Origin of the sequence: Streptomyces sp. NPDC057010, from assembly GCF_042673805.1 — a bacterium.
GTDB lineage: Bacteria > Actinomycetota > Actinomycetes > Streptomycetales > Streptomycetaceae > Streptomyces.
The window spans coordinates 36911-60292 of the sequence record NZ_JBHUSC010000029.1; the positions used below are offsets into that span (position 1 = coordinate 36911).

Annotated in this window: 25 protein-coding genes; 13 read left to right on the plus strand and 12 right to left on the minus strand. The window is 71.5% G+C overall.

Annotated elements, in window-relative coordinates; translation table 11 throughout:
- The first annotated feature begins 52 nt into the window (after positions 1-52).
- Entirely contained in the window at positions 53-1051 is a 999-nt protein-coding gene (locus ACFTXQ_RS23180) for an AraC family transcriptional regulator (RefSeq protein ID WP_382643667.1), read from the plus strand.
- Positions 1052-1060: 9 nt separating this feature from the next.
- Here ACFTXQ_RS23180 and ACFTXQ_RS23185 read toward each other — a convergent pair whose 3' ends face one another.
- Together ACFTXQ_RS23185 and ACFTXQ_RS23190 are read right to left on the minus strand one after the other, a co-directional pair.
- A complete protein-coding gene (locus ACFTXQ_RS23185; RefSeq protein ID WP_382643669.1) occupies positions 1061-2143 on the minus strand; it encodes a serine hydrolase domain-containing protein in 1083 nt (360 codons plus the stop codon).
- Positions 2144-2177: 34 nt separating this feature from the next.
- Complete coding sequence (locus ACFTXQ_RS23190; RefSeq protein ID WP_382643671.1) at positions 2178-2846, minus strand: DUF4097 family beta strand repeat-containing protein; 669 nt, start codon at positions 2844-2846, stop codon at positions 2178-2180.
- Between the two features lie 383 nt (positions 2847-3229).
- On the opposite strand from ACFTXQ_RS23190, the gene ACFTXQ_RS23195 reads away from it, so the two are divergent.
- Positions 3230-4423 (plus strand): enoyl-[acyl-carrier-protein] reductase FabV, encoded by a 1194-nt coding sequence (locus ACFTXQ_RS23195; protein ID WP_382643673.1) that lies wholly within the window; start codon positions 3230-3232, stop codon positions 4421-4423.
- A 10-nt stretch (positions 4424-4433) separates the two neighbouring features.
- Here the strand turns inward: ACFTXQ_RS23195 and ACFTXQ_RS23200 are convergent, their stop codons facing one another.
- The 9 genes from ACFTXQ_RS23200 to ACFTXQ_RS23240 form a co-directional block, all read right to left on the minus strand.
- Positions 4434-4910, minus strand: a complete 477-nt coding sequence (locus ACFTXQ_RS23200; protein ID WP_382643675.1) for a GNAT family N-acetyltransferase — start codon at positions 4908-4910, stop codon at positions 4434-4436.
- A gap of 9 nt (positions 4911-4919) precedes the next feature.
- A complete protein-coding gene (locus tag ACFTXQ_RS23205) occupies positions 4920-5108 on the minus strand; it encodes a hypothetical protein (protein ID WP_382643677.1) in 189 nt (62 codons plus the stop codon).
- Positions 5109-5183: 75 nt separating this feature from the next.
- Positions 5184-5708 (minus strand): hypothetical protein, encoded by a 525-nt coding sequence (locus ACFTXQ_RS23210; protein WP_382643679.1) that lies wholly within the window; start codon positions 5706-5708, stop codon positions 5184-5186.
- A gap of 196 nt (positions 5709-5904) precedes the next feature.
- Entirely contained in the window at positions 5905-6606 is a 702-nt protein-coding gene (locus tag ACFTXQ_RS23215) for a 4'-phosphopantetheinyl transferase (protein WP_382643680.1), read from the minus strand.
- Entirely contained in the window at positions 6603-7439 is an 837-nt protein-coding gene (locus ACFTXQ_RS23220) for an alpha/beta fold hydrolase (RefSeq protein ID WP_382643682.1), read from the minus strand. The genes ACFTXQ_RS23215 and ACFTXQ_RS23220 overlap by 4 nt, the downstream gene beginning before the upstream one ends.
- On the minus strand, positions 7436-7909 hold the full coding sequence (locus tag ACFTXQ_RS23225) for an SRPBCC family protein (RefSeq protein WP_382643684.1): 474 nt from the start codon (positions 7907-7909) through the stop codon (positions 7436-7438). Before ACFTXQ_RS23225 ends, ACFTXQ_RS23220 begins: the two co-directional genes overlap by 4 nt.
- Positions 7910-8021: 112 nt before the next feature.
- Entirely contained in the window at positions 8022-9554 is a 1533-nt protein-coding gene (locus tag ACFTXQ_RS23230; protein WP_382643686.1) for an FAD-binding protein, read from the minus strand.
- 35 nt (positions 9555-9589) lie between these two features.
- Complete coding sequence (locus ACFTXQ_RS23235; protein WP_382643688.1) at positions 9590-11152, minus strand: flavin-containing monooxygenase; 1563 nt, start codon at positions 11150-11152, stop codon at positions 9590-9592.
- A 10-nt stretch (positions 11153-11162) separates the two neighbouring features.
- Positions 11163-12059, minus strand: a complete 897-nt coding sequence (locus ACFTXQ_RS23240) for a class I SAM-dependent methyltransferase (RefSeq protein ID WP_382643690.1) — start codon at positions 12057-12059, stop codon at positions 11163-11165.
- Between the two features lie 205 nt (positions 12060-12264).
- Between ACFTXQ_RS23240 and ACFTXQ_RS23245 the strand changes: the two genes are divergently transcribed.
- From ACFTXQ_RS23245 to ACFTXQ_RS23255, 3 genes are read left to right on the plus strand one after another with little or no spacing between them, the layout of a single operon-like run.
- Positions 12265-12519 (plus strand): hypothetical protein, encoded by a 255-nt coding sequence (locus ACFTXQ_RS23245; protein WP_030390264.1) that lies wholly within the window; start codon positions 12265-12267, stop codon positions 12517-12519.
- A gap of 11 nt (positions 12520-12530) precedes the next feature.
- Entirely contained in the window at positions 12531-13517 is a 987-nt protein-coding gene (locus ACFTXQ_RS23250) for a 3-oxoacyl-ACP synthase III family protein (RefSeq protein ID WP_382643693.1), read from the plus strand.
- Positions 13514-14266, plus strand: coding sequence for an SDR family NAD(P)-dependent oxidoreductase (locus ACFTXQ_RS23255; RefSeq protein WP_382643695.1), 753 nt, complete (start codon positions 13514-13516; stop codon positions 14264-14266). The genes ACFTXQ_RS23250 and ACFTXQ_RS23255 overlap by 4 nt, the downstream gene beginning before the upstream one ends.
- Before the next feature lie 190 nt (positions 14267-14456).
- On the opposite strand, the gene ACFTXQ_RS23260 is transcribed toward ACFTXQ_RS23255, so the two are convergent.
- Positions 14457-15359: a BTAD domain-containing putative transcriptional regulator gene (locus ACFTXQ_RS23260; RefSeq protein ID WP_382643697.1), complete on the minus strand. Its 903-nt coding sequence runs from the start codon at positions 15357-15359 to the stop codon at positions 14457-14459.
- Between the two features lie 327 nt (positions 15360-15686).
- Between ACFTXQ_RS23260 and ACFTXQ_RS23265 the strand changes: the two genes are divergently transcribed.
- The 8 genes from ACFTXQ_RS23265 to ACFTXQ_RS23300 all read left to right on the plus strand — a co-directional run bounded on the left by ACFTXQ_RS23265 (position 15687) and on the right by ACFTXQ_RS23300 (position 23337).
- The gene (locus ACFTXQ_RS23265; protein ID WP_382643699.1) at positions 15687-16898 is read left to right on the plus strand and encodes an aminotransferase class I/II-fold pyridoxal phosphate-dependent enzyme; all 1212 of its coding nucleotides are present in this window, start codon (positions 15687-15689) and stop codon (positions 16896-16898) included.
- Positions 16899-16939: 41 nt separating this feature from the next.
- Positions 16940-18193, plus strand: coding sequence for a beta-ketoacyl-[acyl-carrier-protein] synthase family protein (locus ACFTXQ_RS23270; RefSeq protein ID WP_382643701.1), 1254 nt, complete (start codon positions 16940-16942; stop codon positions 18191-18193).
- On the plus strand, positions 18190-19038 hold the full coding sequence (locus ACFTXQ_RS23275; protein ID WP_382643703.1) for a MaoC/PaaZ C-terminal domain-containing protein: 849 nt from the start codon (positions 18190-18192) through the stop codon (positions 19036-19038). Before ACFTXQ_RS23270 ends, ACFTXQ_RS23275 begins: the two co-directional genes overlap by 4 nt.
- Positions 19035-20609, plus strand: coding sequence for an AMP-binding protein (locus ACFTXQ_RS23280; RefSeq protein ID WP_382643705.1), 1575 nt, complete (start codon positions 19035-19037; stop codon positions 20607-20609). Before ACFTXQ_RS23275 ends, ACFTXQ_RS23280 begins: the two co-directional genes overlap by 4 nt.
- Positions 20606-20863 (plus strand): phosphopantetheine-binding protein, encoded by a 258-nt coding sequence (locus tag ACFTXQ_RS23285; RefSeq protein WP_382643707.1) that lies wholly within the window; start codon positions 20606-20608, stop codon positions 20861-20863. The genes ACFTXQ_RS23280 and ACFTXQ_RS23285 overlap by 4 nt, the downstream gene beginning before the upstream one ends.
- A gap of 40 nt (positions 20864-20903) precedes the next feature.
- The gene (locus ACFTXQ_RS23290) at positions 20904-21959 is read left to right on the plus strand and encodes an anthranilate phosphoribosyltransferase (RefSeq protein ID WP_382643709.1); all 1056 of its coding nucleotides are present in this window, start codon (positions 20904-20906) and stop codon (positions 21957-21959) included.
- Positions 21952-22893 carry a tryptophan synthase subunit alpha gene (trpA, locus tag ACFTXQ_RS23295; RefSeq protein WP_382643711.1) on the plus strand — a complete coding sequence of 314 codons (942 nt, stop codon included), beginning with the start codon at positions 21952-21954 and terminating at the stop codon, positions 22891-22893. Before ACFTXQ_RS23290 ends, trpA begins: the two co-directional genes overlap by 8 nt.
- A gap of 69 nt (positions 22894-22962) precedes the next feature.
- A complete protein-coding gene (locus tag ACFTXQ_RS23300) occupies positions 22963-23337 on the plus strand; it encodes an ectoine synthase (RefSeq protein ID WP_030390275.1) in 375 nt (124 codons plus the stop codon).
- Positions 23338-23382: the final 45 nt, after the last annotated feature.

A 23382-nucleotide genomic window follows, 5' to 3' on the forward strand; every position in this document is an offset into this window, starting at 1 on the left:
TCCCCCGCGGGAGAGCGGGCGCTTCGCGGCGTTGTTCGAGAGGATGTGGGACATGGACACGCTGACCGGTCTGCTGGAAGGGCCCAAGGCCCGTGGGGCCTTCCTCCTCAAGTCCGTCTTCAACCCGCCCTGGTCGCTGCGCGTCGAGGACCGGGCCCCGCTCTCCGTCGTCACGATGGTGCACGGCGACGCCTGGCTGGTGCCCGACCACGCCGCCCCCGTCCTGATCCGGCCGGGAGACGTGGCCGTCGTACGGGGCCCCGACCCCTACACGGTCTCCGACGCACCCGGCACCCCCGTGCAGATCACCGTCGGCCCCGAGCAGCGGTGCAGTACGGAGGAGGGTGAGGACGTCACCGACACGATGGCGCTCGGCGTGCGCACCTGGGGCGACTCTTTCCAGGACGCCGGCTCGGCCGTGATGCTGAGCGGCACCTACCAGGCGCCGAGCGAGATCGGCCGCCGGCTGCTGAGCGCGCTGCCGACCATCCTGGTCCGTCCGGCCGAGGCCGCCGACAACACCCTGGTCACCCTGCTGACTTCGGAGATCTCCAAGGACGAACCGGGCCAGGAGATCGTCCTGGACAGGCTCCTCGACCTGCTGCTGATCGGGGTCCTGCGCACCTGGCTGGCGGCGCCCGGGAGCGGCGCCCCTTCCTGGTACCGCGCCCAGAGCGACCCGGTGGTGGGCCCGGCGCTGCGGCTGCTCCACGAGAACCCGGCCCACGGCTGGACCGTCGAGGAGCTCGCCCTGAAGGTCGGCGTCTCGCGGGCCTCCCTGGCCCGCCGGTTCGCCGAGGTCGTGGGCGAGCCGCCGGTGGCCTACCTGACCGGCTGGCGCCTCGCGCTCGCCGCCGACCTGCTGCGCGAACCGGACGCCACGGTCGCGACGGTGGCCCGGCGCGTGGGCTACGGTTCGGCCTTCGCCCTGTCGACGGCCTTCAAGCGGGTCCGGGGCATCAGTCCCCAGGAGTTCCGCACGGGCAGCGGCCCGGCCGCCGCCCCGGAGGCGGCGCAGCCACCGCGCACGGTGGTGCTGCCGGTTCGCTGAGTCCCGTGCTCAGGCCTTCGGTCCGAGGACCTCCTTGACGAGCCTCTGCGTCGCCTTCTGGAACGGCACGGCCAGGGACATCTCGGCATCGTCCACGTAGTTCACCGCGGCGGTCAGGGTCCTGGAGCCGTCGGGCGTGCTGTACATCAGCGCCGCGTGGCCCGTGATGCCGCCGTTGTGGGTGATGACGGTGCCGCCGCCGTCCGTCTCCTGCACGAGCACCCCCAGGCCGTAGCCGACTTTGGGATGGGGCGTGCACATCTCGGCCAGCAGCGGGGCCGGCAGGAGCTCGCCGCGCATGAGAGCGGAGATGAACGTGTGGAGGTCCCGGGTGGTCGAGACCATGTCACCGCCGGTGGAGATCCAGGAGGGGTTCTGGCGGGTGACGTCGACCGTCTTCTCCCGGCCGGCTTCCTCGTACCGGTAGTAGGCGTGGGCGTGCGGCTCGGGCATCTCCTCCCGGGTTTCCGGCAGCAGGGTGTCCGACAGCCCGAGCGGGTCCAGGATCCGGCGCTGCATCTCCTCGGCGAGCGAGCGGCCGGTGACCTCCTCGATCAGCAGCCTGACCAGCACGTAGTTGGTGTTGGAGTAGCTCCAGTCCGTTCCCGGCTCGAACCGCGCGGGCTCGGACAACGCCAGCCGCACCAGCTCCTGCGGCAGGTAGGTCGTGAAGCGGTTGTCCGCCCATTCCTTGCCCTTGACGGGGATACCCGGCGCGAAGGACCCGTCGTCGTAGTACTCGCCGGTGAAGTTGAACACGCCGCTGGTGTGCTGCAGCAGCATCCGTACCGTGATCCGCCGGTCCAGCCCGAAGTCGGGCAGGTGGTCGGCGACCTGGTCGTCCAGCCCGATCCTTCCCTCGGCCACCAGTTGCAGCACCAGGGTCGCCGTGAAGGTCTTGGTGTTGCTGCCGATCCGGACCCGGCCGTTGGCCGGCGGCTTGGCGCTCCCGCCCAGCTCGGCCACCCCGGCGCGGCCGACCCACTCGCCCCGCTCGTCGTTCACGCGCAACTCCAGCCCGGTGAAACCGGAGTCGACTATCTCCTCGATGGTCTTCTGCAGCTCGGTGGTCCCGTGGGGCGTGTTCTTCATGACGGGTGCTCCTCGGAGGCTGGGGGGTTGGGGGTCAGAGGGTGCGGGCGGTGATGTTGCCGTAGGCGGTGGTGGCCTGGATGGCGAGGTCGGGGGTGCCGTTGGTGTTCTGGAGTGCGTTGTGGATGCGGCCGTATCCGGTGCCGGCGTCGAGGGAGGCGGAGGTGCCGCGGGCGGCGCCGATGGTGATCTCGCCGTGTTCGGTGCGCAGTTCGACGGTCCCGGTGGTGGCTTCGGTGATGTGGAGGTCGCCCTTGTGGGTGGTGATGCGGGCGGGTCCGCCGAGGCGGCCGAGGGTGATGTCGCCGGCCTGGAGGGTGAGGGTGGCGGCGGCGGTCTCGTCGAGCTTGACGGTGGCGTGTGCGCCTTCGAAGGTGACGTCGCCGAGGCGGCCGACGCCGCGGAGCTCGCTGCTGGCGGCCTTGGCCTGGACGCGGGAGCCGGCCGGCAGCTGGACGGTGACCTCGACGGCACCGGAGTTGCCCAGGATCCGGTTCTTGGCGGGCGCGGCCTCGATCCGCAGGACCCCGTCGGTGTAGGCGATCTGGATCTGCTCGGCGGCCTTGACGTCGCGGCTCTTGGAGGCGTCCGCGGGCAGGACCTCGACGGTGGTGTCGGTGCGGTCGGCGGCGATGAAGCGGATCCGGCCGGCCGGGATGTCGAGGACGGCGGCGATCGGGGCGGGGGTCTGGAACTTCTGCATGACGGCTCTCCTTGATCCAGCTTGCTGCCGGGGCGTTTCCGACGAGAGAAACGCTACGTTGCCTTCAAGGATTCATCAACGACTTCGTTGCATGCAGATGATGTTTATGCCGTTCAGAGCCATGAAATCATTGCAATGGCCTTCGCGATTAACGCAATAATGAGCGTCGGAGCGTTGCAATGAATTGAACGTGAATGCAATGTCAGGAACATCGTCAATGCTGAAGGTGACAACGACCGAGCGTGTTCTCCGTGCCAAGCCGGCACGGATCGCGGGCGAGGGCGTCAATACGCTCCCCGCAGACTGACATTTGGAGCGAGACCTGGCCCTGGCCGAGCTGGTGGCCATCCTCGCCGGCTCGTACCGAACGGAACGGACGCACTGTGAGCCTTCGCCACATCGACCCGAAGCAGCGCGGCTTCCTCATCGTCAACTCCCACCCGGACGGGGCCGCTGAGACCGTGCACCGGATGTGGGAGCAGATCCCGCCCCGCACCGACAGCAGCAGCCCGGTGGTACTGCTCCTCGGGCACAGCGCCGGGTACGGGCTGGCCACGCTGCTGACGGGGCTGCGCCGGCACGGGATCCGGGGCGTGGGTGTCGCCTTCGAGGGTGCGGAGACCGAACGGCGCACGGCAACGGCCGGCTGGTACCGCACCGCGGCCGCCGACGCCCTGGCCCGGGCCGCCGGCCGCGACTTCGTGTTCGTCAACACCGATGCGTTCTCCCAGGCGGGCAAAGAGCAGGTGCTGGACCTGGTGGAGGAGCGGTACGGCAAAGTCGACTACCTGATCTACAGCCTGGCGGCTCCGCGCCGCACCGACCCGGCGACCGGCACGGTCCACCACTCGGTGATCAAGCCGCTTGGCGGGCGGTACGAGGCCCCGGCGCTGGACTTCTCCGGTCACATCCCGAAGGTTGCACAGGTGACCCTGGAGGCGGCCACCGACGAGGAACGGCACGCGACGGAGCAGGTGATGGGCGGCGCGGACTGGCGGCTGTGGGTGGATGCTCTGGCCGGGCGCGGCCTGCTGGCCGAGGGATTCACGACCGTGGCACTCTCCTACATCGGCTCGGAGCTGACGGCGCCCATCTACCGGCAGGGCACCATCGGTGCGGCGAAGGAGGACCTGGAGCGCACCGCCGGGCACCTGGACGCCGAGCTGGGAGACGCCGGCCGGGCGTTCACCGCGGTTGCCGGCGCGGCCGTGACGCAGGCGTCGAGCGCGATCCCGTCCATTGCCCTGTACACGGCGTTCCTGCGGACCGTACTCGGAGACGGGTTCAGGACGACGGCCGAGCAGGCCGGGGAGCTGTGGGAGCAGCTGACGGGAGCGGCGCCGCTGGTTCTCGACGAGCAGGGCCGCATCCGGCTGGACGGCTGGGAGTTGGACGACGTGGTCCAGGGCCGGGTGCGCGAGCTGTGGGCGGACCCGGAGGCCGGACTGGAGCGCGCGCAGGGCGGGGCGGACTGGTTCATGGGACAGATCCGCGAGCTGTACGGGTGGGGTGTCGAGGGTGTCGACTACGCGCGGCCCGCCGAGACGACCGTGGCCTGGCCGGCTCCCGGGCCCTGAGCCACCAGGTCTACAGCGCGAGTTCCGCGACCGTCTGGGCGCCGCTCAGTTCGCCCGTCGGGCGGAAGCCGAGGCCGGCGTAGAAGGGGGCCGGGGTGCCCGGGCCCGTTTCGTACGTGACGTACGCGCGGGTCGTGCCGCGGCGGCGGAGTTCGGTGGTGACGGCCTCGACGGCGAAGCGGCCGTAGCCCTTGGCCTGGTGGGCGGCGGAGATGTTGAGGCGCCAGATGCCCGAGCGGATGTCGGTCGGGTTCTCGGCGGGGTTCCAGGCGATGTCGAGGAAGGCCATGACGAAGCCGACCGGCTCGTCGCCGTCGACGATGAGCCGGGGCCAGGCGACGCCGGGGTGGACGTACGCCTCGGCCAGGGACTTGACCACCGGCGAGACCAGGTGCTGCTGGTCGGGGCGGACGGATATGGCGCAGGCCGCGTCGATGTTGTCGGCGGTGACCGGGACCAGGCGCAGAGACGGAGATGTGGTGCTCATGCCCGGACTCTACGAGGGCACGGGAACCGGGGTCAGCGCGGGTGCCGGGGCGCGGACCGGGCGGGTTACCGCGGTCAGGACCAGGTCGGGGCCGGCCAGCCAGCGGAACATCGTGCTCAGACCGCGCAGCGAGGAGCGCAACGGCAACTCGTACCGCCTCCATCCGCTTGCGGCGAAGTACGGGACCCCGGGATCCATTTCGAGACGGGTGTCCTTAAGCGGGTGGCCCGTACCGGCTGGTGGTTTCTCGCCTCGGCTCCTTGAACCAGTCGCTCACTGCCCCCCGAGGTACACCCGGGTGATCCCGCCTCCCAGGTCCTGGAGGGTGATGCCGATGGTCTGGAGCATGGCCCTGCGCTTGTCGCCGACGCACGGCGGGCACACGCTGCCCGTGCGCGCGTTCGGCACGGTGTCGGGACTGGGCAGACCCAGGTGTGCGAACGACACCGGGGCCGGGGGCTCCTTCGGAGGCAGCGGAGTTTGGGACTTCAGCGGCTGGTCGAGGCGCAGATCGGCTGCGATCGCCTCGGCCTCGGCGTGCGGCACGGTGAAGGAAAGGAGGTAGCTGTCGGCGTCCCAGCCGTCCACGCCCGCCCCCTTCACGTCCTGGGCGTCTGCGGGAATCTGCACGCGCAGGTACGCGGCCGCTTCCTTGCCACCCACGCCCTCCAGCCATTGCGGGACGACAGCCTGGTCGTCCTTCGGTTCCGGTACCCAGCCGGCGGCGATACCCAGCCCCACGGCCGTCATGGCCACCACGGCGACTCCGACCCCGACCGCGACCGTTCTGCGTTTCACCGGTTCTCCTCCTCGCCGCGGGACGGGTCACTGCGCGTACCATCACGGCCCGCGTCCCCCGGCGGCGCCACTTCCGCAGCAGGTGCATCGAAATCGTACGCAGTCGCCCTTCCGGGGCGCGCTTGCCTGGCGAGGTGCGCAGCGCGCCGGGTGCGCTGTCAGCGCGGCCGACCGCGGCCCGTGGACGTGGAACGTCCTACGAAAGCGTGGACGCGGAGGGTGCCGCCGTGGGGGTCAGCGCGGGTGCCGGGGTGCGGGCCGGGCGGGTTACCGCGGTCAGGATCAGGTCGGGGCCGGCCAGCCAGCGGCCCTCGTACACCGGGTGCACGGGCGGCGGGATCGGCGGGTGGAGGGTCGTCGTGAAGGTGCCCTCGGGGGAGAGGGTGAGGGTGGCGTCGCGGAAGCCGAGCCAGATGCCGGTGGCCGGGTACCAGGCCTTGTACGCCGCCTCCTTCGCGGAGAAGAAGATGCGGTCCCAGGGGAGGGAGGGGTCCGCCCCCTCCAACTCGGCCAAGTGGGTTCGCTCGGCCGGGGAAGTGATCAGGTTGAGGACGCCCTCGGGGAGCGGGCCCGCCGGTTCCGCGTCGATGCCCACGGCCGCCATCGAGGAGGCCGGGGCCGCGACCGCCGCGCGGTAGCCCTCGCAGTGGGTGATGCTGCCGACCACGCCCGCCGGCCACTGGGGGGCGCCGCCCGGGCCGGGGAGCAGGGCCACGGGGTGCCGGCCGAGGTCGGCGAGGCAGCGGCGGGCGCAGGCGCGGGCCGTCGCGAACTGGCGCCGCCGCCGCTCCCGGCGGCCCTCCATCAGGGCCGCCTCGGCCGGGAACAGCGGAGCGGGCGCCGCGTCGTCGAAGGCTTCCGATGACGTGACGCCCGGGGGGAGGAGTTCCTCGATCATCGCGAGGCGAGCTCCGACACCGCCGAGACCGCCAGGAGCGGGCGTTCCAGCGGGAGCATGTGGCCCGCCTCCGGGACGCGTTCGAAACGGGCGCCCGGTACGACCTCCGCGAGGGTCTCGGCCAGGGCGATGTCGATCACCTTGTCGAGCTCGCCGTGCAGGACCACCGCCGGGACCGTGACGGACCTCAGCGCCTCGCGCACGTCCCAGCCGCGGGTGCAGCGGAAGAACTCCGCCCGGACGTGGGGGACCGCCGCGGCGAACAGCTGCCGGTTGACGTCCCGGACCACCGGGTCCACCCCCTTGCCCATCGTGGAGCCGAGCAGTTTGCGGCCCAGCCACGGACGGCGCAGGGCCTTGGAGAAGACGGCGCTGCCCATCATCTTCACCTCGCTGTCCGGGGTGTCCTGGCCGTGCGCGGCCGTGCCCAGCAGCACCAGCCCGCGCAGCCGGGACGCCGACGGCGAGGTGGCCGCGTACGAGAGGGCCGCGAAACCGCCGCCCGAGTGGCCGACGATCACTGCCTCCCGCGCGTCCGTCTCGCCGAGGACCGCCGCCAGGTCCCCGCTCAGCCGTTCCACCGAGACCGGCGTACGGCCCAGCGTGGACGCGCCGTGACCCCGCTGGTCGTACAGGACCACCCGGTGCCCGGCCCGGATCAGCCGGTCCGCGACGGTGCCCCAGACACGGCGGGTGTGCGCCCAGCCGTGCACCAGGACCACGTCGGCGGCCGCGGGCGTGCCCGCCAGCGGGGCGAGGACGGTGACCGCGAGGTCGGCGCCGTCGTCCGTACGGACCGTCAGCTCGTGCGTGGTCTCCGCAGCCGTGGTCACCGCGGCACCGCCGACAGCTGCCGGCCCAGCGACTCGAAGGCCGCGAGGGTGGCCTTGGAGTGCTCGGCGCCCAGGTCCGCGACCTTGGACAGGAGCTTCAGCCAGCCGTGGGGGGTGCCGACGAAGTGCATGGAGATCCGGGTGCGGCCGTCCGCCAGGGGTTCGAGGCGGAAGGTGCTGGGGCCGCGGAAGACACCGTCCACGTACTCGATGTCCAGGCGGCGGCCGGGCTCCACCGCCACCGTGCGCGAGGTGAAGCGCAGCTTCAGCCCGCCCTTGTCGGAGCCCTTGGTGTGCACCGTGACGCCCACCTTGCCGCCGACCTCGTCGGGGGCGCCCGAGACCGTGGTGAACGTGTTGGCCGGCACCCACCACTTCTCGGCACCGCGGAATTCGGCGACGAGCGCGTCCCAGACGGCGTCCGCCGGGGCGTCGATCACCGCCTCGTCGATCAGGTCGTACGTCGTCATGCCCAAGCCTCCAGTGGGATACGGGGAAACGTCCAGGAAAAAAGAGCGGCGGGGACGGGGTCCCTCTCCCCGCCCCCGCCGGGACTCGTCACGCTCGGTAGGGCTGCTGCCGTCAGGCGAAGAAGCCCTGGCCGGGCGTGAAGAGGTTCTTGGGGTCGTACTTCGCCTTGGCGTTCTGGAAGCCCGACCAGCGGTTGCCGAAGTGGGCCTTCCAGTCGTCCCGGGTCATGTTCGGGATCGAACCGACCAGGTAGCGCTTGGCGCCCATGGCGCGCGCGATCTCGTACAGGCGGCGGTTCTGGGCGAGCATGCCCTGGATGTCCGCGCCCGGGTTGGGGAAGCGCAGCAGGTCGAAGAGGTAGCCGACCGACTCGTTCGGCTGGACCGCCAGCGGCCGCTTGATCTTCGAGGTGAAGTACGGGTAGAAGAGCAGGAACCCGCCGCCGAGCGAGTCGGCGTTCAGCTCGCGCTCCACCTGCTGCATGAAGGCCTTCGTCTTCGACGCCGGCAGGAACATGCTCAGCCACGGCTTGGGCTGGTACCAGTGGCCGGACTCCTTCAGGTACGCCTCGTACGCGTCGAGCCGGAACATGTACTCCCGGTACGTCACGTCCTCGATGACCGCGTCGGCCCGCACGTCCTTGAGGTCGCCGATCAGCGCGTCGCGGTTCGGCGGGGTCGTGTCGTAGGTGGCGCCGACCTCCATCTTGTAGCGCCAGCCCGAGCCGTCGGGCTTCTGCAGCATCTCGCCCGCGTGGACCTGGAACCGGCCGTCGGCCAGCACCTTCTCCGAGTCGGCGAGGTACGTCGCCACGTCGTTGTAGAAGAGGCTGAAGATGACCGAGCGCTTCGGCGCCGGGATCAGCTTGACGTTGACCCGGACGATGATGCCGACCTGGCCGCCGCCCGACAGGGCCGCGTTGAACAGGTCCGGGCGCAGCCACGGGGTGGCCGTGACCAGCTTGCCGTCGCCGGTGATGATGTCGATGGCCTGCACGGTGTCGCACAGCAGGCCGTGCTTCTGCACGGTGCCGCCGATGCCGCCGATGCTGATGGTGCCGCCGACCGAGATGTACAGGTAGTCGGGCAGCGCCGGCGGGGTCTTGCCCAGCGCCAGGGTGGCGTCGGTCAGCTGGCCCCACGTCACACCGGCCTCGACCACGGCGTAGTTCTCGCCGATGGAGAGGATCTTCGACATGCCCTTGGCGTCGATGGAGATGCCGCCCGGGACCCGGGCCTGGCCGTACACCGAGTGCGACTCGATGTCGGCGCCCGTGCCGCCCTGGCCGTTGACCGCGACCTTGATGTTGTTGGCCCGGGCGTAGTTGACGATCTTGACGATGTCGTCGATGTTGCCCGGCCGCAGGACCGCCCACGGCTTCACGCCGTCCCACAGGTGACCGAAGTCGTGGCCGAAGGAGTCGAGCGTGGCCGGGTCCGTCGTCAGGGTGCCGGCCAGACCCGGAACCGGGACGACGTTGGCGTTGCCGGCGGCCTCGGCGGCCGTCGCCCAGCTCTGGTCGACCGTGTTCCAGCCGACGACCGCGACGGCGGTGGCGGCGATGCCGCCGAGGATCCTGCGCCGCGACGGCTGCGCGGCGTCGCCCGAGGTGGTACCGGCGGTGGTTCTTGGGGTAGTGCTCATCTGGGTACGTCTCCCGATTCCCATGGCGTGGCGTACTACTGGTGAGTTACCGGCTTGCCGGTGCGCACCTGCGAGGCGAGCTGGTACTCGCTCAGGTCGAAGCGCTTGGTGGCGCCGCGGAAGCGCCAGGTGTAGGTGGGCCAGATCGACGGGTTGCGGCCGCTGGCGTCCAGGTACCAGCTCTGGCAGTTGCCCGCGTTCCACACGGTGCCGTCGAGCTTGGCGTCGAGCGCGTTGTTGTACGCGTCCTGCGCCTCCTGGCGGACCTCGACGCTGGCCAGGCCACGCTTCTCGATCTGCTTCAGCGCGTCGAGGACGTAGGCGATCTGCGCCTCGATCATCACGACCTGGGAGGAGTGCCCCAGCGTCGTGTTCGGGCCCAGCAGCATGAAGAGGTTGGGGAAGCCGGCGATGGTCGTGCCGCGGTGCGCGGACATGCCGTCCTTCCACGCCTCGCGCAGCTGCACGCCGCCCCGGCCCCAGATCCGCTTCGCGACCGGGCGGTCGGTGGCCTGGAAGCCGGTGCCCAGGATGATGGTGTCGACCTCGCGCTCGACACCGTCCTTGCCGACGATCGACTTGGCGCGGACCTCGGCGATCCCGTCGGTGACCAGGTCCACGTTGGGCTGCTGGATCGCCGGGTACCAGGTGTTGGAGAAGAGCAGCCGCTTGCAGGCCATCACGTAGTCGGGCGTGAGCTTGGCGCGCAGCGCCTCGTCCGGGACCGACTTCGTCAGGTGGTCGCTGGCCATCTTCTGCATCTTCCCGGCGACCTTCGGGCGGGCCATCACGAAGGCCAGGATCTCCCGGCCCCACATGTTGAAGTTCCGCCGGAAGTTCTGGTAGCCGGGCAGCGAGCGCAGCAGCTTGGCCTGGAGCGGGGTGGTCGGCTTGTCGTTCTTCGGGCCGACCCACGGGGGCGTGCGCTGGTAGAGGTCCAGGTGCCCGACCTCGGGCTGGATCTGCGGGACGAACTGGATGGCCGAGGCGCCCGTACCGATGACGGCGACGCGGCGGCCGGCCAGCTCGTGGTCGTGGTCCCAGTTCGAGGAGTGGAAGACCTTGCCCTCGAAGTCGCCCAGGCCCTTGATGTCCGGCACGGCCGCCTCGCTGAGGTAGCCGGTGCCGGTGACCAGGACCTGAGCGGTGTAGTCGCCCTGCGAGGTCTCGATCTTCCAGTGCCGCTCGCCGTCGTCCCAGCGGGCGGCGACCAGCTCGTGCCCGAACCGGATGTGCGGGCGCACCCCGAAGCGGTCGGCCGTGTCGCGCAGGTACGCGTACAGCTCGTCGCGCTTGCCGAAGGTGGACTTCCAGTTCGGGTTCTGGGCGAAGGAGAACGAGTAGAGGTGGGACATGACGTCGCACGCACAACCCGGATAGCTGTTGTCGCGCCAGGTGCCGCCGACCTCGTCGGCCCGCTCGAACACCAGGAAGTCGTCGATGCCCGACTGCAGCAGTCGGATGGCGGTGCCCAGGCCCGAGAAGCCGGTGCCGATGACCGCGACCCGCAGGTGGCGGGTCGGGCCGTGGCCACCGGGACGCGTCTCGGTGCCCGTGCGGGCCCCGCCGTCCTTGGCCGGTTCGAGAATGCTCGTCACGTCGGCCTCCTTAACGGCGCGTGATGGTGACGCGGAAGTTGTTGAAGAACTTGTCCTCGAGCGTGTACGCGAAGATGTCGAGGTAGCGCTCGAAGCGGGAGACGACCTCCTCGCCCTCCAGGGCCACGGCCTCGTCCCGGCGCTCGGCCAGCAGGACCAGCCAGGCGCGGCAGGCCATCGCGAAGGACTCGCGCTCGTTGACGACCTCGTCGATCTCGAAGAGGCCCTCGGCGGCGGCGCTCAGCTCGTGCAGGTGCGGGATGTGGCAGCCCTCGAACTCGGAGCGCTGGAGGAACTTCAGGTCGTCGAGGAGCGCGCGGTTCATCGGCAGCGCCTCGGCGGTCATGGTGTGCAGCACGAACTTCGCGCCCGGGTTCAGGGCGTTCGCGACCTGCTGGAAGAAGTACCGGTAGCGCTTGGTGCGCTCCTTCGGCGGCAGGTTGGAGGAGACGAAGTGCTCCAGCGCGTTGATGCAGAACGCGGCGTCGTACTTCTCGCTGTCGTCGGCGACCTTGTAGTCGGCCCAGCTCTGGACCAGCGTGGTGATCTTCGGGTTGTTCAGCCCGTCGATGAACGCTTCCTGGGTGCGGGACAGGGTCAGGCCGACGGCCTGCTCCGCGCCGTGCACGGTGGTGAGGCGGTTGAGCATGGTGCCCCAGCCGCAGCCGATGTCCAGGACGCGCTTGGTGGAGCCGGCCTTGACGCCCGCGAGCTCGGCGAACTTGTCGAGCTTGCGCTCCTGGGCCTCGTCGAGAGTGGCGACCAGGTCCTCGCCGTCTTCCCAGTAGCCGCCGGAGTACATCATCGTGGGGCCCAGCAGGAGCCGGTAGAAATCGTTGCTGACCTCATAGTGGTGCCTGATCGCATCGACCTCGGGGTCCACCGACTTGGGGGCGACCGTTGTCATCCTGATCCTCTTTCCTGCGTGTCCGGCGGGCCGTGTTTTCCGAATTCGCGTCGAGAAAACCGGATGCCCCGCAAGGCGTGCGCAAGACGGCCCGCATTCGCGATCCGGCGCCGTGTTGCGCGTTCCTTGCGGGGGCGGGGCTTTCATCACTCTCGAAAACCAGACACGCACTGCCGAGTTGCATTGCCGAGAGAGGACCGACCCCATGTCGCTGCCCACCATCGAAGAACTGGCGAGCCAGCTCGAGGCCGTCTCGGGTGCCGCGGAGGTCAGCCCCGACGCCCCGCTCCAGCACATCGCGGACGTCGACTCGCTGGACCTGATGGAGTGGCTGTACGGCTTCCAGAACCAGTACCCGCACATCCCGGCCGACGAGTCGCTCTTCGCCGACCTCGACGACACGACCACGCTGCGTGACGTGTACGCGAAGATCGTCGATCTCGTCCCGGCTCAGGCGTAGCGAGGGGTGACGTGACCGGCTTCGACATCACCGGGTGGGGCATGTCCGTACCCGAACGCATCGTCACCAGTGCCGAACTCGCCGAGCGCTTCGGCGTGGACGAGCACTGGGTCGTCAGCCGCTGCGGCATCCGCGAGCGGCGGGCGGTCAACCCGGGGCAGACCACCGCCTCCCTGGCCGTCGAGGCCGGCCGGCGCGCGCTGGACAAGGCGGGCCTGACCGGCGCCGACATCGCCCACCTCATCGTCGCGACGGCCACGCCCGAGCAGCCGTCGCCGGCGACCTCCGCGTTCGTCCACCACGAACTGGGCATCGCGGGCAGCGCGCACGACGTCAACTCCGAGTGCGCGGGCTTCGTCTACGGGCTGGTGTCGGCCATGGCGCTGATCGCCATCGACCCCCGCCCGATCCTGCTCATCGGCTCCGACACCCACACCCTGACGGCCAACCCGGCCGACCGGGACCTGTCCATCCTCGTCGGCGACGGCGCGGGTGCGATCGTCCTCCAGCCGGGTCCGGAGAACCGGGTCAAGGCCTGGAACCTGGGCGCCGACGGCTCCTGCACCGGCTCCCTCAAGGTGCTCGCCGGCGGCAGCCGGATGCCCACCACCCAGGAGACGCTGGACGCGGGCCTGCACTACGCGCAGATCAACGGCAACGAGATCTACCTCAACGCTGTCCGCTACACCGTCCGCACGGTGCGCGAGACGCTGGAGAACGCCAAGGTGGACGCGGCCGACATCGACCACGTCGTGCCGCACCAGGCGAACATCCGGATCATCAACTCGATCCTGTCGCACACCGGGCTCCGCCAGGAGGCCCTGATCACCAACCTCCAGAAGTACGGGAACACCGCCTCGGCGTCGATCCCGATCGCGCTGACCGAGGCCCTCGACGAGGGCCGCATCAAGGCCGGCGACAAGGTCCTGCTGGCCGGCTTCGGAGCCGGTATGACCTGGGGTTCGATCCTGATGGAGTGGGGCGGTGTCGCGGCATGAGCAAGAACGGTGCGGGCGTGCGGCCCGAATCCCCGGTCGCGCTCGTGACCGGCGCCTCGGGCGGCCTCGGCCAGGCCCTGGCGCTGGAACTGGACGCGCTGGGCTGCCGGGTCGCGGTCCACTACAACAGCTCCCGGGAGGGAGCCGAGGCCGTACGGGAGAAGCTGACCAACCCGTCGGTGCTGGTCACCGGTGACGTCGGTTCGTGGGAGGCCACCCAGGCCATCCACGCGCAGATCTCCGAAGAGCTCGGCCCGGTGGACGTGCTCGTCAACAACGGGGCCATCCGCAAGGACAGCCTGATGGCGATGCAGAACCCGGCGGACTGGGCGCAGGTCATCCAGACCAACCTGATCGGCTCGTTCCACACCGCCCGGGTCTCGGTGCCGCACATGCTGCGGCAGCGCTGGGGCCGGGTGATCAACATCGTGTCCCCGTCGGGCATCATCGCGACGGCCGGCCAGACCGCCTACTCGGCCTCCAAGGCGGGGCTGATCGGCTTCACCCGCACCCTCGCCTCGGAGTGCGGCCGGCGCGGGGTGACGGTGAACGCGCTGTCCCCCGGCTTCATGATCACCGGCATGACCAACACCCTGCCGGACCGGGTGATCGAGGGCATGGAGGACAAGGCCCCCATCCCCCGCTTCGTCACGGTGGAGGAGGTCGCGCGCAGCGTCGGCCTCTTCCTCGACCAGGACTGCATGACGGGCCAGGTCATCAGCATCGACAGCGGCGTATCCATCACCTGATCCCCCGCCGCTCACCCCGGCCCCGGCCTTCCCTTCCCCCCACAGGGAGGCCGGGGCCGCCCGTCGTCGGCCCCCTTCCCGCGGGGGAGCCGGCGTACGGGCATGCCTGAGGGCACCTCCGGGCACGCCTCCGGGCACGCGAAGGCCGCCGCCACGCACAGCGTGGCGGCGGCCTTTCGCCGTTGTCGGATCAGGCGGCGGGCGAGGACGCCACGCCGTGGGTGACGCAGCCGTGCTCGGCGAGCGAGCAGGGGCGTGGCACCGGCACGCGGTGGTCCACCTCGAAGACCCCCATCAGCACCGGGTCCAGGCAGGTGAGGGAGGGTGCGGCCGCCCGGGGTTCGGGGGTGCGCAGCAGTTCCAGGTACGCGGCCTCCGTCTCGGGCGCCGGGTCGATGCCCAGCTCCTCCGCCAGCACCTCACGCAACTGCTGGTAGCTGCGCAGCGCTTCCGCGCGGTTGCCGGCCCGGGTGTGGGCCGCCATCCGGCAGCGGTAGGCGCTCTCCCGGAACGGGGCGCGGCGCACGGCCTCCTCCGCGTACCGCAGGGCGTGGTGCTCGTCGCCCAGCGCGGAGGAGGACAGGCTCGCCGTCTCCAGTGCCTTCAGGCGCAGCTCCTCCAGCTGTTCGCGCATCGCGTTGACCCATTCGCCCTCGTGGGAGGGCAGGAACGAGCCGCGCAGGTTCGACACCGCGCCGGCCGCGAGCTGTTGGGCGACCGCGTAGGCGCCCTCCGCGTACGCCTCGGAGGCCTCGGTCACCGCGGTTTCCGCCACCTCCACGTCCACGGCCACGTCCTGCGGCACCCGCAGGAGGTAGCGGCCGCCCTGTGCGACCAGGGGAGTGACCCCCGGCTGGTCCTGCGGTGTCGTGACGAACGTACGCACCCGGCTGACGAGGCTGCGCAGTGCGGAAGCCCAGGTGTCCGGGAGGCCCTCGGGCCAGATGGTCTCTGCCAGTTGGTCACGGTCCGTGCCCTCGGCCCGCTCGATGAGGAGCCGGGCGAAGGCAACCTGCGCCTGGGCGCTCGAGAGGTGTTGAGGCGGTGCTCCGTCCGGCTCGATCGTGACAAGACCTATCAGTCTGATCAGCACTATGCACTCTCCGAAACGGTCGCTTCCGGCCGTGTCCCCCATGGTGTCGTGCGATTCAGAGGATACCGGCGGGCCTTCTCGGGATGTCAACAGCGGCCCGCAAACATTCCCTTCCGAATAAAACCCCAGGTCCGGGCATCCTTTTTCGCTTTTCGAGCGCGGCTGTGGTCCCGCTCCGGGCGCGCTGTGGTCCCGCTCCGGTCCGGCTCTTGCGCCGCTATTGCGCCCCCCGAGCCTTAATGGAATTCCACTAGAGCCCCGCCGGAAAAACAGCGGGGCGCCGATGGAGTTCCGGGACCGCCGGACGATCGCGATGAGGAGAAGCACGTGAACGCATCCGCCGCCTGGGACCGTCTCGAACCGAAGCTGGCGTACTTCCGCGACCGGGTCCGGCACCTGGAGTACGAGCCGGGCCGCAAGAACAGCTTCGTCGCCTACACCGCCGAGCGGGACTCCGCCTATGCGGACCAGGACGGTCGCCGGCTGCTGATGATGTCCGGCTACTCCTACCTCGGGCTCGCCGGCGACGAGCGGGTCGTAGCGGCCGCCAAGGCCGCCGTCGACCTCTACGGCACCGGCAACCACGGCGTGCGGGCCCTGGCCGGCACCACCCCGCTGCACGAGGAGCTGGAGGCCGAGGTCGCCAAGGTCGCCGGCCGCGAGAAGGCCCTGGTCTTCGGCTCCGGGTACGCCGCGAACACGGGCACCGTCGGCGCGATCGTCGGCCCCGGCGACACCGTCTTCATCGACAAGTACGACCACGCCAGCATCGTCGACGGCTGCAAGCTCTCCGGCGCCACCGTCACCCGCTTCCGCCACAACGACGTCGCCCACCTGGAGCGCCGCCTCGCCGCCGCCCCCGACACCGGCGTACGCCTCGTCATCGTCGACAGCGTCTACTCCATGGACGGCGACATCGCCCCCCTGGTCGACCTGCGCAAGGTCTGCGACGCCCACAACGCGCTGCTGATGGTCGACGAGGCACACGCGCTCGGCGTCATCGGCGCCACCGGCAAGGGCATCGAGGAGCACTTCAACTACGAGGTGAAGGTCGACGTCAAGCTCGGCACCCTCTCCAAGGCCATCCCCTCCATGGGCGGCTGGGTCGCCGGCTCCGCCGACTTCATCCACCACCTGCGCTACGCGGCCCGCCCCTTCCTCTTCTCCGCCGCCCTCGGCGGGGCGCAGACCGGCGCCGCCCTGGAGTCCCTGCGGATCATGCAGCGCGAGCCGGAGCGCGTGCGGTTCATCCAGCGCGAGTCCGAGCGCTTCCGCGGGCTCCTCAACGAGGCCGGCATCTCCACCGTCGACAGCGAGACCGCGGTCGTCCCCGTCATCGCCGGTTCCGACGAGTCCGCCTACGACCTGGCGACCGTCCTGCGCAAGAACGGCGCGATCGGACTGCCGGTGGTCACCCCCGCCGTCCCCAACGACCTGGCCCGGCTGCGCATCGCCATCACCGCCGCGCACACCACGTCCGACCTCGACTTCGCCGCCGAGGCCCTCATCAAGTCGGCCCGCGAGTGCCGGATCATCTGACCGCCCTCGCGACGACCGCTCAGACGCCTTAGGGAGCAGACATGCCTGGACCGTCCAGGGGCAGTTCGGCGCAGCCGCCCGTAGCCATCACCGGCATGGGTGTGGTCACCCCCGGCGGGTGCACCCCGGACGAGCTGTGGCACACGCTGCGGGCCGGCCGGTCCACCGCCGCCGAGCTCACCCACATCGACCTCAGCCGCCACCGGGTGCGGATCGGCTGCCGCGTCCGCGGCCTCGACGGCCTCGCCGGGCTCGTCCCGGCCAAGGAAGCCCGCCGGATGGACCCCTTCGCCCACTACGGCACGGCCGCGGCCCTCGCCGCCCACCTCGACGCGGGATCGCCCACCGTGGAGTCGGGCCGCACCGCCATCGTCGTCGGCAACGCCGTCGGCGGCCGCGCCACCAGCGACCTGGAGTCCGCCCACTTCACCGAAGGCGGCCCGGCGCGGGTCAACCCGCTGATGCCGCTGATGACGATGCCCAACGCGGCCGCCGCCCAGATCGCCATCCGGCTCGGCTGGACCGGTCCCGCCCTGACCGTCGCCAACACCTGCGCCAGCGGTGCCGACGCCATCGGCCACGCCCTGATGCTGCTCCAGACCGGCCGCGCCGACCTGGTCATCGCGGGCGGCACCGAGCACACCCTCACCCCGGTCACCCTGGCCGGCTTCGGGAACCTGAGCGCGGTCTCCTTCCGCAACGACGACCCGGAGCACGCCTCGCGCCCCTTCGACAAGGACCGCGACGGCTTCGTGATGGGCGAGGGAGCCGGGTTCGTCGTACTGGAACGGCTGGAGGACGCGAAGGCGCGCGGGGCGAAGACCTACGGGATCGTCGCCGGCTACGCCGCCACCGCCGACGCCCACCACCTCGCGATGCCGCTCCCCGACGGCGCCGGAGCCGCGGCCGCCATGGCCGGAGCCATCGCCGACGCCGGCCTCGACCCCTCCGACATCGTGCACGTCAACGCGCACGGCACCTCCACCCCGTACAACGACCGGTCCGAGGCCGCCGCGCTCACCAAGGTGTTCGGCACCGCCCAGCCGCCCGTCACCGCCCCCAAGTCGGTCATCGGCCACCTGATCGGCGCCGCCGGGGCCGTCGAACTCATCGCCACCGTGCAGGCCATGCGGCACTGCGAGGTGCCGCCCACCGCCAACCACGAACAGCTGGAGCCAGGAATGGACATCGACGTCGTCCACGGCGCACCGCGCGCCGTGCCCTCGGGGCCCGCGATCACGAACTCCTTCGGGTTCGGCGGCCACAACTCCTCCGTGGTGGTGACGCCGGTATGACGACCCTCTCGCTGCCCTCCCCGGTGCGGACGCTCACCGTCACCGAGCCCGAGATCACCGACTACCGCGGCGCCGCCCGGCGCGGACTGCCCACCGCCCGCCCCGGCCAGGCCTCGCCCGTCCACACCTTCGTCCTCGCCCACACGGTCGCCGAGCAGACCGTCGCCGCGCTCACCGAAGCCGAGCCCGGCCCGGTCTCCGTGGTCCACCTCGGCCAGGACATCCGCACCGTGCGGCCGGTCCGCCCCGGCGAGGAGGTGACCGTACGCCTGGACGTGCTCGGCATCCGCAAGGAGCCGCGCGGCGCCCGGATCGCGCTGCGGGTCCGGCTGACCGGCGAGGACGGCCCGGAGCCGTTCGCGGAACTGGTCATCTCCGCCCTGCTGGTCGGCGCGACCCTGCTGGAGCCGTTCGGCGACATCGCCGGCGGCCCCGCCGCCCCTACCCCGCTGGGAGCCGGCGAACCGCAGAGCGCGGTGCACGAGCTGACCACCGACTGGATCAGCACCTACGCCCACGCCTCCGGCGACCTGAACCCCATCCACCTCGACGAGGAGGCGGCCCGCGGGGCCGGCTTCGACACCGTCATCGCGCACGGCATGAGCGTCGTCGCCCTCGCCGTGGAGGAGGCCGTGGACCGCTTCGCGGACGGCGACTCCGCCCGGGTGCGCGGCCTCGGCTGCCGCTTCTCGGCCCCCGTGCCCCCCGGCATCCCGCTGGAGATCGCCCTCCAGCCCGACGCCGAGGCCCGCGTCGTCCGCTTCACCTGCAAGACGCCCAAGGGCGCCGCCGTGAAGTCCGGCTGGATCGAGTTCGCCGCCCCGGCGGAAGGAGGCCCCCGATGACCGCGCCCCACACGGCCGGCGCCGAGGGGCAGGCCGCCGCCACCGTCGAACTCGGCCTGATCGGGGGCTTCCTGACCCAGGTCCGCGACCGCCCGCACGCCACCGCGCTCCTCTTCAACGGGGAGGAGACCTCCTACCGCGAGCTGTACGAGCTCGCCGGGAAGGAACGCGACCGGCTCGCGCTCCTGGACCTCGCCCCCGGGGTGCCGGTCGGCGTCCTCGCCGACAAGTCCCCCGCCGCGGTGGCCCTCGTACTGGCCTGCCTGCTGGCGCGGCGGCCGCTGCTGCTGCCGTCCCCCGCCCTCGCCGACACCCTGCTCGCCGACCTCTTCGCCCAGGCCGGCTGCGCCGTGGTCCTCGCCCCCGGCGGTGAGCCCGCCCGCGTCGCCCCCAACCCGCAGGTCGCGGCGCGGCCGCTGCCGGCCGACGAGGCCGCCGAGGTGGCCTTCATGCTCACCACCTCCGGCTCCACCAGCCTGCCGAAGATCGTCCCGCTGGGACTGGACGGCGTGGACCGGTTCACCCGGTGGGCCGGCCGGGCCTTCGGGATCGGCCCCGGCCGCACCGTCCTCAACTACGCCCCCCTCAACTTCGACCTGTGCCTCCTCGACGTCTGGACCACCCTGGCCCGCGGCGGACGCGTGGTCCTCGTCGACCCGGCGCTGGCCGCCCACGGCCGCCACCTGCGCGACCTGGTCCTGCGCCACGAGGTCGACGTCCTCCAGGCCGTCCCGATGGCCTTCGGGCTCCTGCAGGACGCGGCCGCCAAGACCGGCGACACCTTCCCCGGCGTCGAGCACGTCATGTTCACCGGCGACGCGATCCCCGACCGCACCTTCGCCGCGCTGCCCCAGCTCTTCCCCAAGGCCCGCATCCACAACATCTACGGCTGCACGGAGACCAACGACAGCTTCGTCCACGAGGTCGACACGTCGGCCACCGCCTTCCCGCCCGTACCCATCGGCCGCCCGCTGCCCGGCGTGCACGCCCTCGTCATCGACCCCGAGACCAACGCCCTCGTCGAAGGGCCCGGCAGCGGAGAACTCTTCGTCTCCACGCCCTTCCAGACCCGCGGCTACCTCGACCGCACCCGCCACGCCGACAAGTTCACCGGGCACCCGCTCGGCCTCGACGACCGCCGCTGGTTCCGCACCGGCGACCTCGTACGGCGCGACGCCACCGGCACCCTGCACCTGACCGGACGCACCGACTTCCAGGTCAAGGTGCGCGGAGTCGCCGTCAACACCGCCGAGATCGAACGGGTCCTCCAGGAACACCCCGGAGTGCTGGAGGCGGGCGTCGCCGCCCTGCCCGACCCGATCGCCGGCAAGCGGCTCGTCGCCGGCGTCCAGCGCGCCCCCGGCTCCCACCTGACCGGCCTGCAGCTGCGCACGCACTGCGCCCGGCACCTGCCGAGGGCCGCCGTACCCCACCAGCTCACCCTCACCGACGCGCCGTTGCCGAAGACGGCCACCGGAAAGGTCGACCGCAAGGCGCTCGACCGCCTCGACCAGTCGATCCCCGCCACCACACCCGCAGCCACACCTCTCGCCGAAGGAATCCCGTCATGAGCAACGTCGACACCATCAAGAACTTCGTCATCACCGAGTTCCTCCCGGGCACCGCGGCCGGTGAGCTCGCGGTCGACCACGACCTGCTCAACGACGGGGTCATCGACAGCCTGGGCGTCCTCAAGCTCATCGCCTGGGTCGAGGACCGCTTCGAGCTCGCCATCGGCGACGCCGACCTGGACCCCAACAACTTCCGCAGCGTCGAGGCGATCGACACCTTCATCGCCGAGTCCCGCCGCACCGCGGCCGCCTAGCACCTCCCCCCACCCGACGGAGACGAGACGGAGACCAGCCGTGCATGACGCACTCACCGGCCTGCTGGCGCAGCAGGCCCCGGTCGGCCGCGAGACCTGGCGGTCCTGGTGGGACCAGCTCGGCGACGGCGGCCTGGACAAGGCCGAGGTCGTCGCCCTGCTGGCCTCCCTGACCAGCCGGCTGCCGGACCACGAGACCCTGCGCCACCTGCTGGACTCGCTCGCCGAGCGCCGGCCGGCGGCGGCGGTGACCACCTCCTGGGAGGGCACCGTGAACGTCGTCGGCACCGGCGGCGGGCCCAGGACCTTCAACATCTCCACCGCCGCGGCGTTCGTCGCCGCGGCGGCCGGGGTCAAGGTCGTCAAAACGGGCTCCCGCGCCTACACCAGCTCGCTCGGCTCCGTCGACCTGCTGGAACGGCTCGGTGTCCGTCTCACCTCCTCCTACGCACAGACCGAGGACACCCTCGCCGAGTACGGGATCGCCTTCGCCGGGCCGTTCGTCTACCCGGCGCAGCTGACCCGGCTGGCGCGGACCGTGGCCCCGTACAGCATGAAGCCGTTCGGCCGCTTCCTGAACGCGCTGGGCCCCTTCCTCGCCCACCTGCCGGTGACCGCCCAGGTCACCGGGGTCTCGGCGGCCGCGCCGCTCGACACGCTGCGGCAGCTCGCCGCGAGCACCACCACCCGCCGGATCTGGCTGACCTCGAACGACACCGGCGCGGACGAGCTGCTGCCCTTCGCGACCAACACCGTCCACGGGGAGCGGGCGCAGACCCGGATCATCCGGCCGGGCGAACTCACCCCGGGCGACGGCTCCTTCGGGGACCTGCGGCCGGCCGCCGACCCGGCCGGGGCGGTGGAGCACTTCCTCTCCGTCCTGTCCGGCACGGCGGGCCGGGTGGCCACCCGCACGGTCTGCCTGGGCGCGGCCGCCCTGGTGGTGGCCTCCGGCACCCGCCGGGACTGGCTCTCGGCGGTCTCCGTCGCCGAGGAGGCGGTCCGCTCCGGCGCCGCCCGCGACCTGGCGCAGCGCCTGGCGGCCGCCCCGGCCCCGGCCCGCGCCCCGCGCACCCTGGCGGTGGCCGGTGCCTAGGCCCGCGGCGCTGACGCTGCACACCCCGGACACGCCGCCGGCCGCCAAACGGGCGGGGACCGCCACGGCCTCGACCCCGGCGGCCGCCCCCGCCCCCTTCTTCCCGGCCCGGCGGCCCGGCGGAGCACCCGGCCTGGCGCTGTTCCTCAACGCCGGGGACCCCCCGCTCCCCGTCCTGCGCGACCTGGTCCTGATGCTCGACGAGGAGGGCGTGGACTGCCTCGAACTGGCCGTCCCGTTCCCCGACTCGGTCACCGACGGCCCGGTCATCCGCCGCTCGGCCCGCCGGGCACTGGACCGCGGCGTCGGCCTCGTCGACGTACTCGAGTTCATCGCGGACGTACGGCCGAAGCTGGCGCACCTGCGGATCGCCCTGCTCGCCGACTGGAGCCACTCCCTCAAGCACCGGGACCTGGCTGCCGTCACCCGCGAGATCGCCGGGGCGGGCGCGGACGGACTCCTCGTCCACGCGCTCCCCCCGCGGCTGCGCGAGACGCACCTGGCGTCGGCCGCGGCGGCCGGACTGCCGGTCGTCACCACCTGCTACACCAAGAGCCCGTCCGAGACGCAGGCCCAGGCGGCCGCACAGGCCTCCGCCTACCTCTACCTCGTCGCCCACTACGGACGCAGCGGGACCGCACCCGCCGCCGGCCATGCCGCGCTGGCGCAGACGGTCGCCGGACTCCGGGCGCACACGACGTCCCCGATCGCCGTCGGATTCGGGGTCAGCACACGGCAGGACGTGGAGGCCGTCGGGGCCGCCGGCGCCGACGCCGCGATCATCGGCTCCGCCGCCGTCGCCGCCATCGAGCGGGCGCAGGAGGCCGGCACCGATGTGACCGAGGCCTTCCGCGGGTTCGTCCGCTCGGTCCTGCCCACCGCACCACCGCGGTCCGCACCACCGCACGACGCACCACCGCACCGAACCGCCTGACCGGCGGGGAAGAGAGCTCCACCCCTCATCCGAAACATCCGAGCACCACCCTCACACCGGGAGATTGCCATGATCGTTCGCGACATCGAGTCCGTGAAGACCGTCGAGTGGGGCAACGGCCTCAGCCGCCGCTTCCTCCTCGCCGAGGACGGCCTGGGCTACTCGCTCACCGACACCACCGTGCTGGCCGGCACCAAGTCCCGCCTGGAGTACGTCAACCACCTCGAGGCCTGCTACTGCATCGAGGGCTCCGGCGAGGTCATCGAGCTCGACGGCACCTCGCACGAGATAGTCCCCGGCCGGATGTACGCCCTGGACCAGCACGACGCCCACTACCTCGTCGCCAGCCCGCACGAGGACCTGCGCCTGGTCTGCGTCTTCTCGCCCGCGCTGCGCGGCGACGAGGTCCACAGCCTCGACGCCCACAGCTCCTCCGCCTACTGAGGCGGCACGCGCCGCACCACTCACCCGCACCATCACCGAATCAAA

Excerpts from the sequence above, each read along its gene's own strand:
- ACFTXQ_RS23180 (WP_382643667.1), top strand. The coding sequence starts at position 53 with ATGGACACGCTGACCGGTCTGCTGGAAGGGCCCAAGGCCCGTGGGGCC.
- ACFTXQ_RS23185 (WP_382643669.1), bottom strand. The coding sequence starts at position 2,143 with ATGAAGAACACGCCCCACGGGACCACCGAGCTGCAGAAGACCATCGAG.
- ACFTXQ_RS23190 (WP_382643671.1), bottom strand. The coding sequence starts at position 2,846 with ATGCAGAAGTTCCAGACCCCCGCCCCGATCGCCGCCGTCCTCGACATC.
- ACFTXQ_RS23200 (WP_382643675.1), bottom strand. The coding sequence starts at position 4,910 with ATGAGCACCACATCTCCGTCTCTGCGCCTGGTCCCGGTCACCGCCGAC.
- ACFTXQ_RS23205 (WP_382643677.1), bottom strand. The coding sequence starts at position 5,108 with ATGGATCCCGGGGTCCCGTACTTCGCCGCAAGCGGATGGAGGCGGTAC.
- ACFTXQ_RS23215 (WP_382643680.1), bottom strand. The coding sequence starts at position 6,606 with ATGATCGAGGAACTCCTCCCCCCGGGCGTCACGTCATCGGAAGCCTTC.
- ACFTXQ_RS23225 (WP_382643684.1), bottom strand. The coding sequence starts at position 7,909 with ATGACGACGTACGACCTGATCGACGAGGCGGTGATCGACGCCCCGGCG.
- ACFTXQ_RS23230 (WP_382643686.1), bottom strand. The coding sequence starts at position 9,554 with ATGAGCACTACCCCAAGAACCACCGCCGGTACCACCTCGGGCGACGCC.
- ACFTXQ_RS23240 (WP_382643690.1), bottom strand. The coding sequence starts at position 12,059 with ATGACAACGGTCGCCCCCAAGTCGGTGGACCCCGAGGTCGATGCGATC.
- ACFTXQ_RS23245 (WP_030390264.1), top strand. The coding sequence starts at position 12,265 with ATGTCGCTGCCCACCATCGAAGAACTGGCGAGCCAGCTCGAGGCCGTC.
- ACFTXQ_RS23255 (WP_382643695.1), top strand. The coding sequence starts at position 13,514 with ATGAGCAAGAACGGTGCGGGCGTGCGGCCCGAATCCCCGGTCGCGCTC.
- ACFTXQ_RS23270 (WP_382643701.1), top strand. The coding sequence starts at position 16,940 with ATGCCTGGACCGTCCAGGGGCAGTTCGGCGCAGCCGCCCGTAGCCATC.
- ACFTXQ_RS23275 (WP_382643703.1), top strand. The coding sequence starts at position 18,190 with ATGACGACCCTCTCGCTGCCCTCCCCGGTGCGGACGCTCACCGTCACC.
- ACFTXQ_RS23280 (WP_382643705.1), top strand. The coding sequence starts at position 19,035 with ATGACCGCGCCCCACACGGCCGGCGCCGAGGGGCAGGCCGCCGCCACC.
- ACFTXQ_RS23285 (WP_382643707.1), top strand. The coding sequence starts at position 20,606 with ATGAGCAACGTCGACACCATCAAGAACTTCGTCATCACCGAGTTCCTC.
- ACFTXQ_RS23300 (WP_030390275.1), top strand. The coding sequence starts at position 22,963 with ATGATCGTTCGCGACATCGAGTCCGTGAAGACCGTCGAGTGGGGCAAC.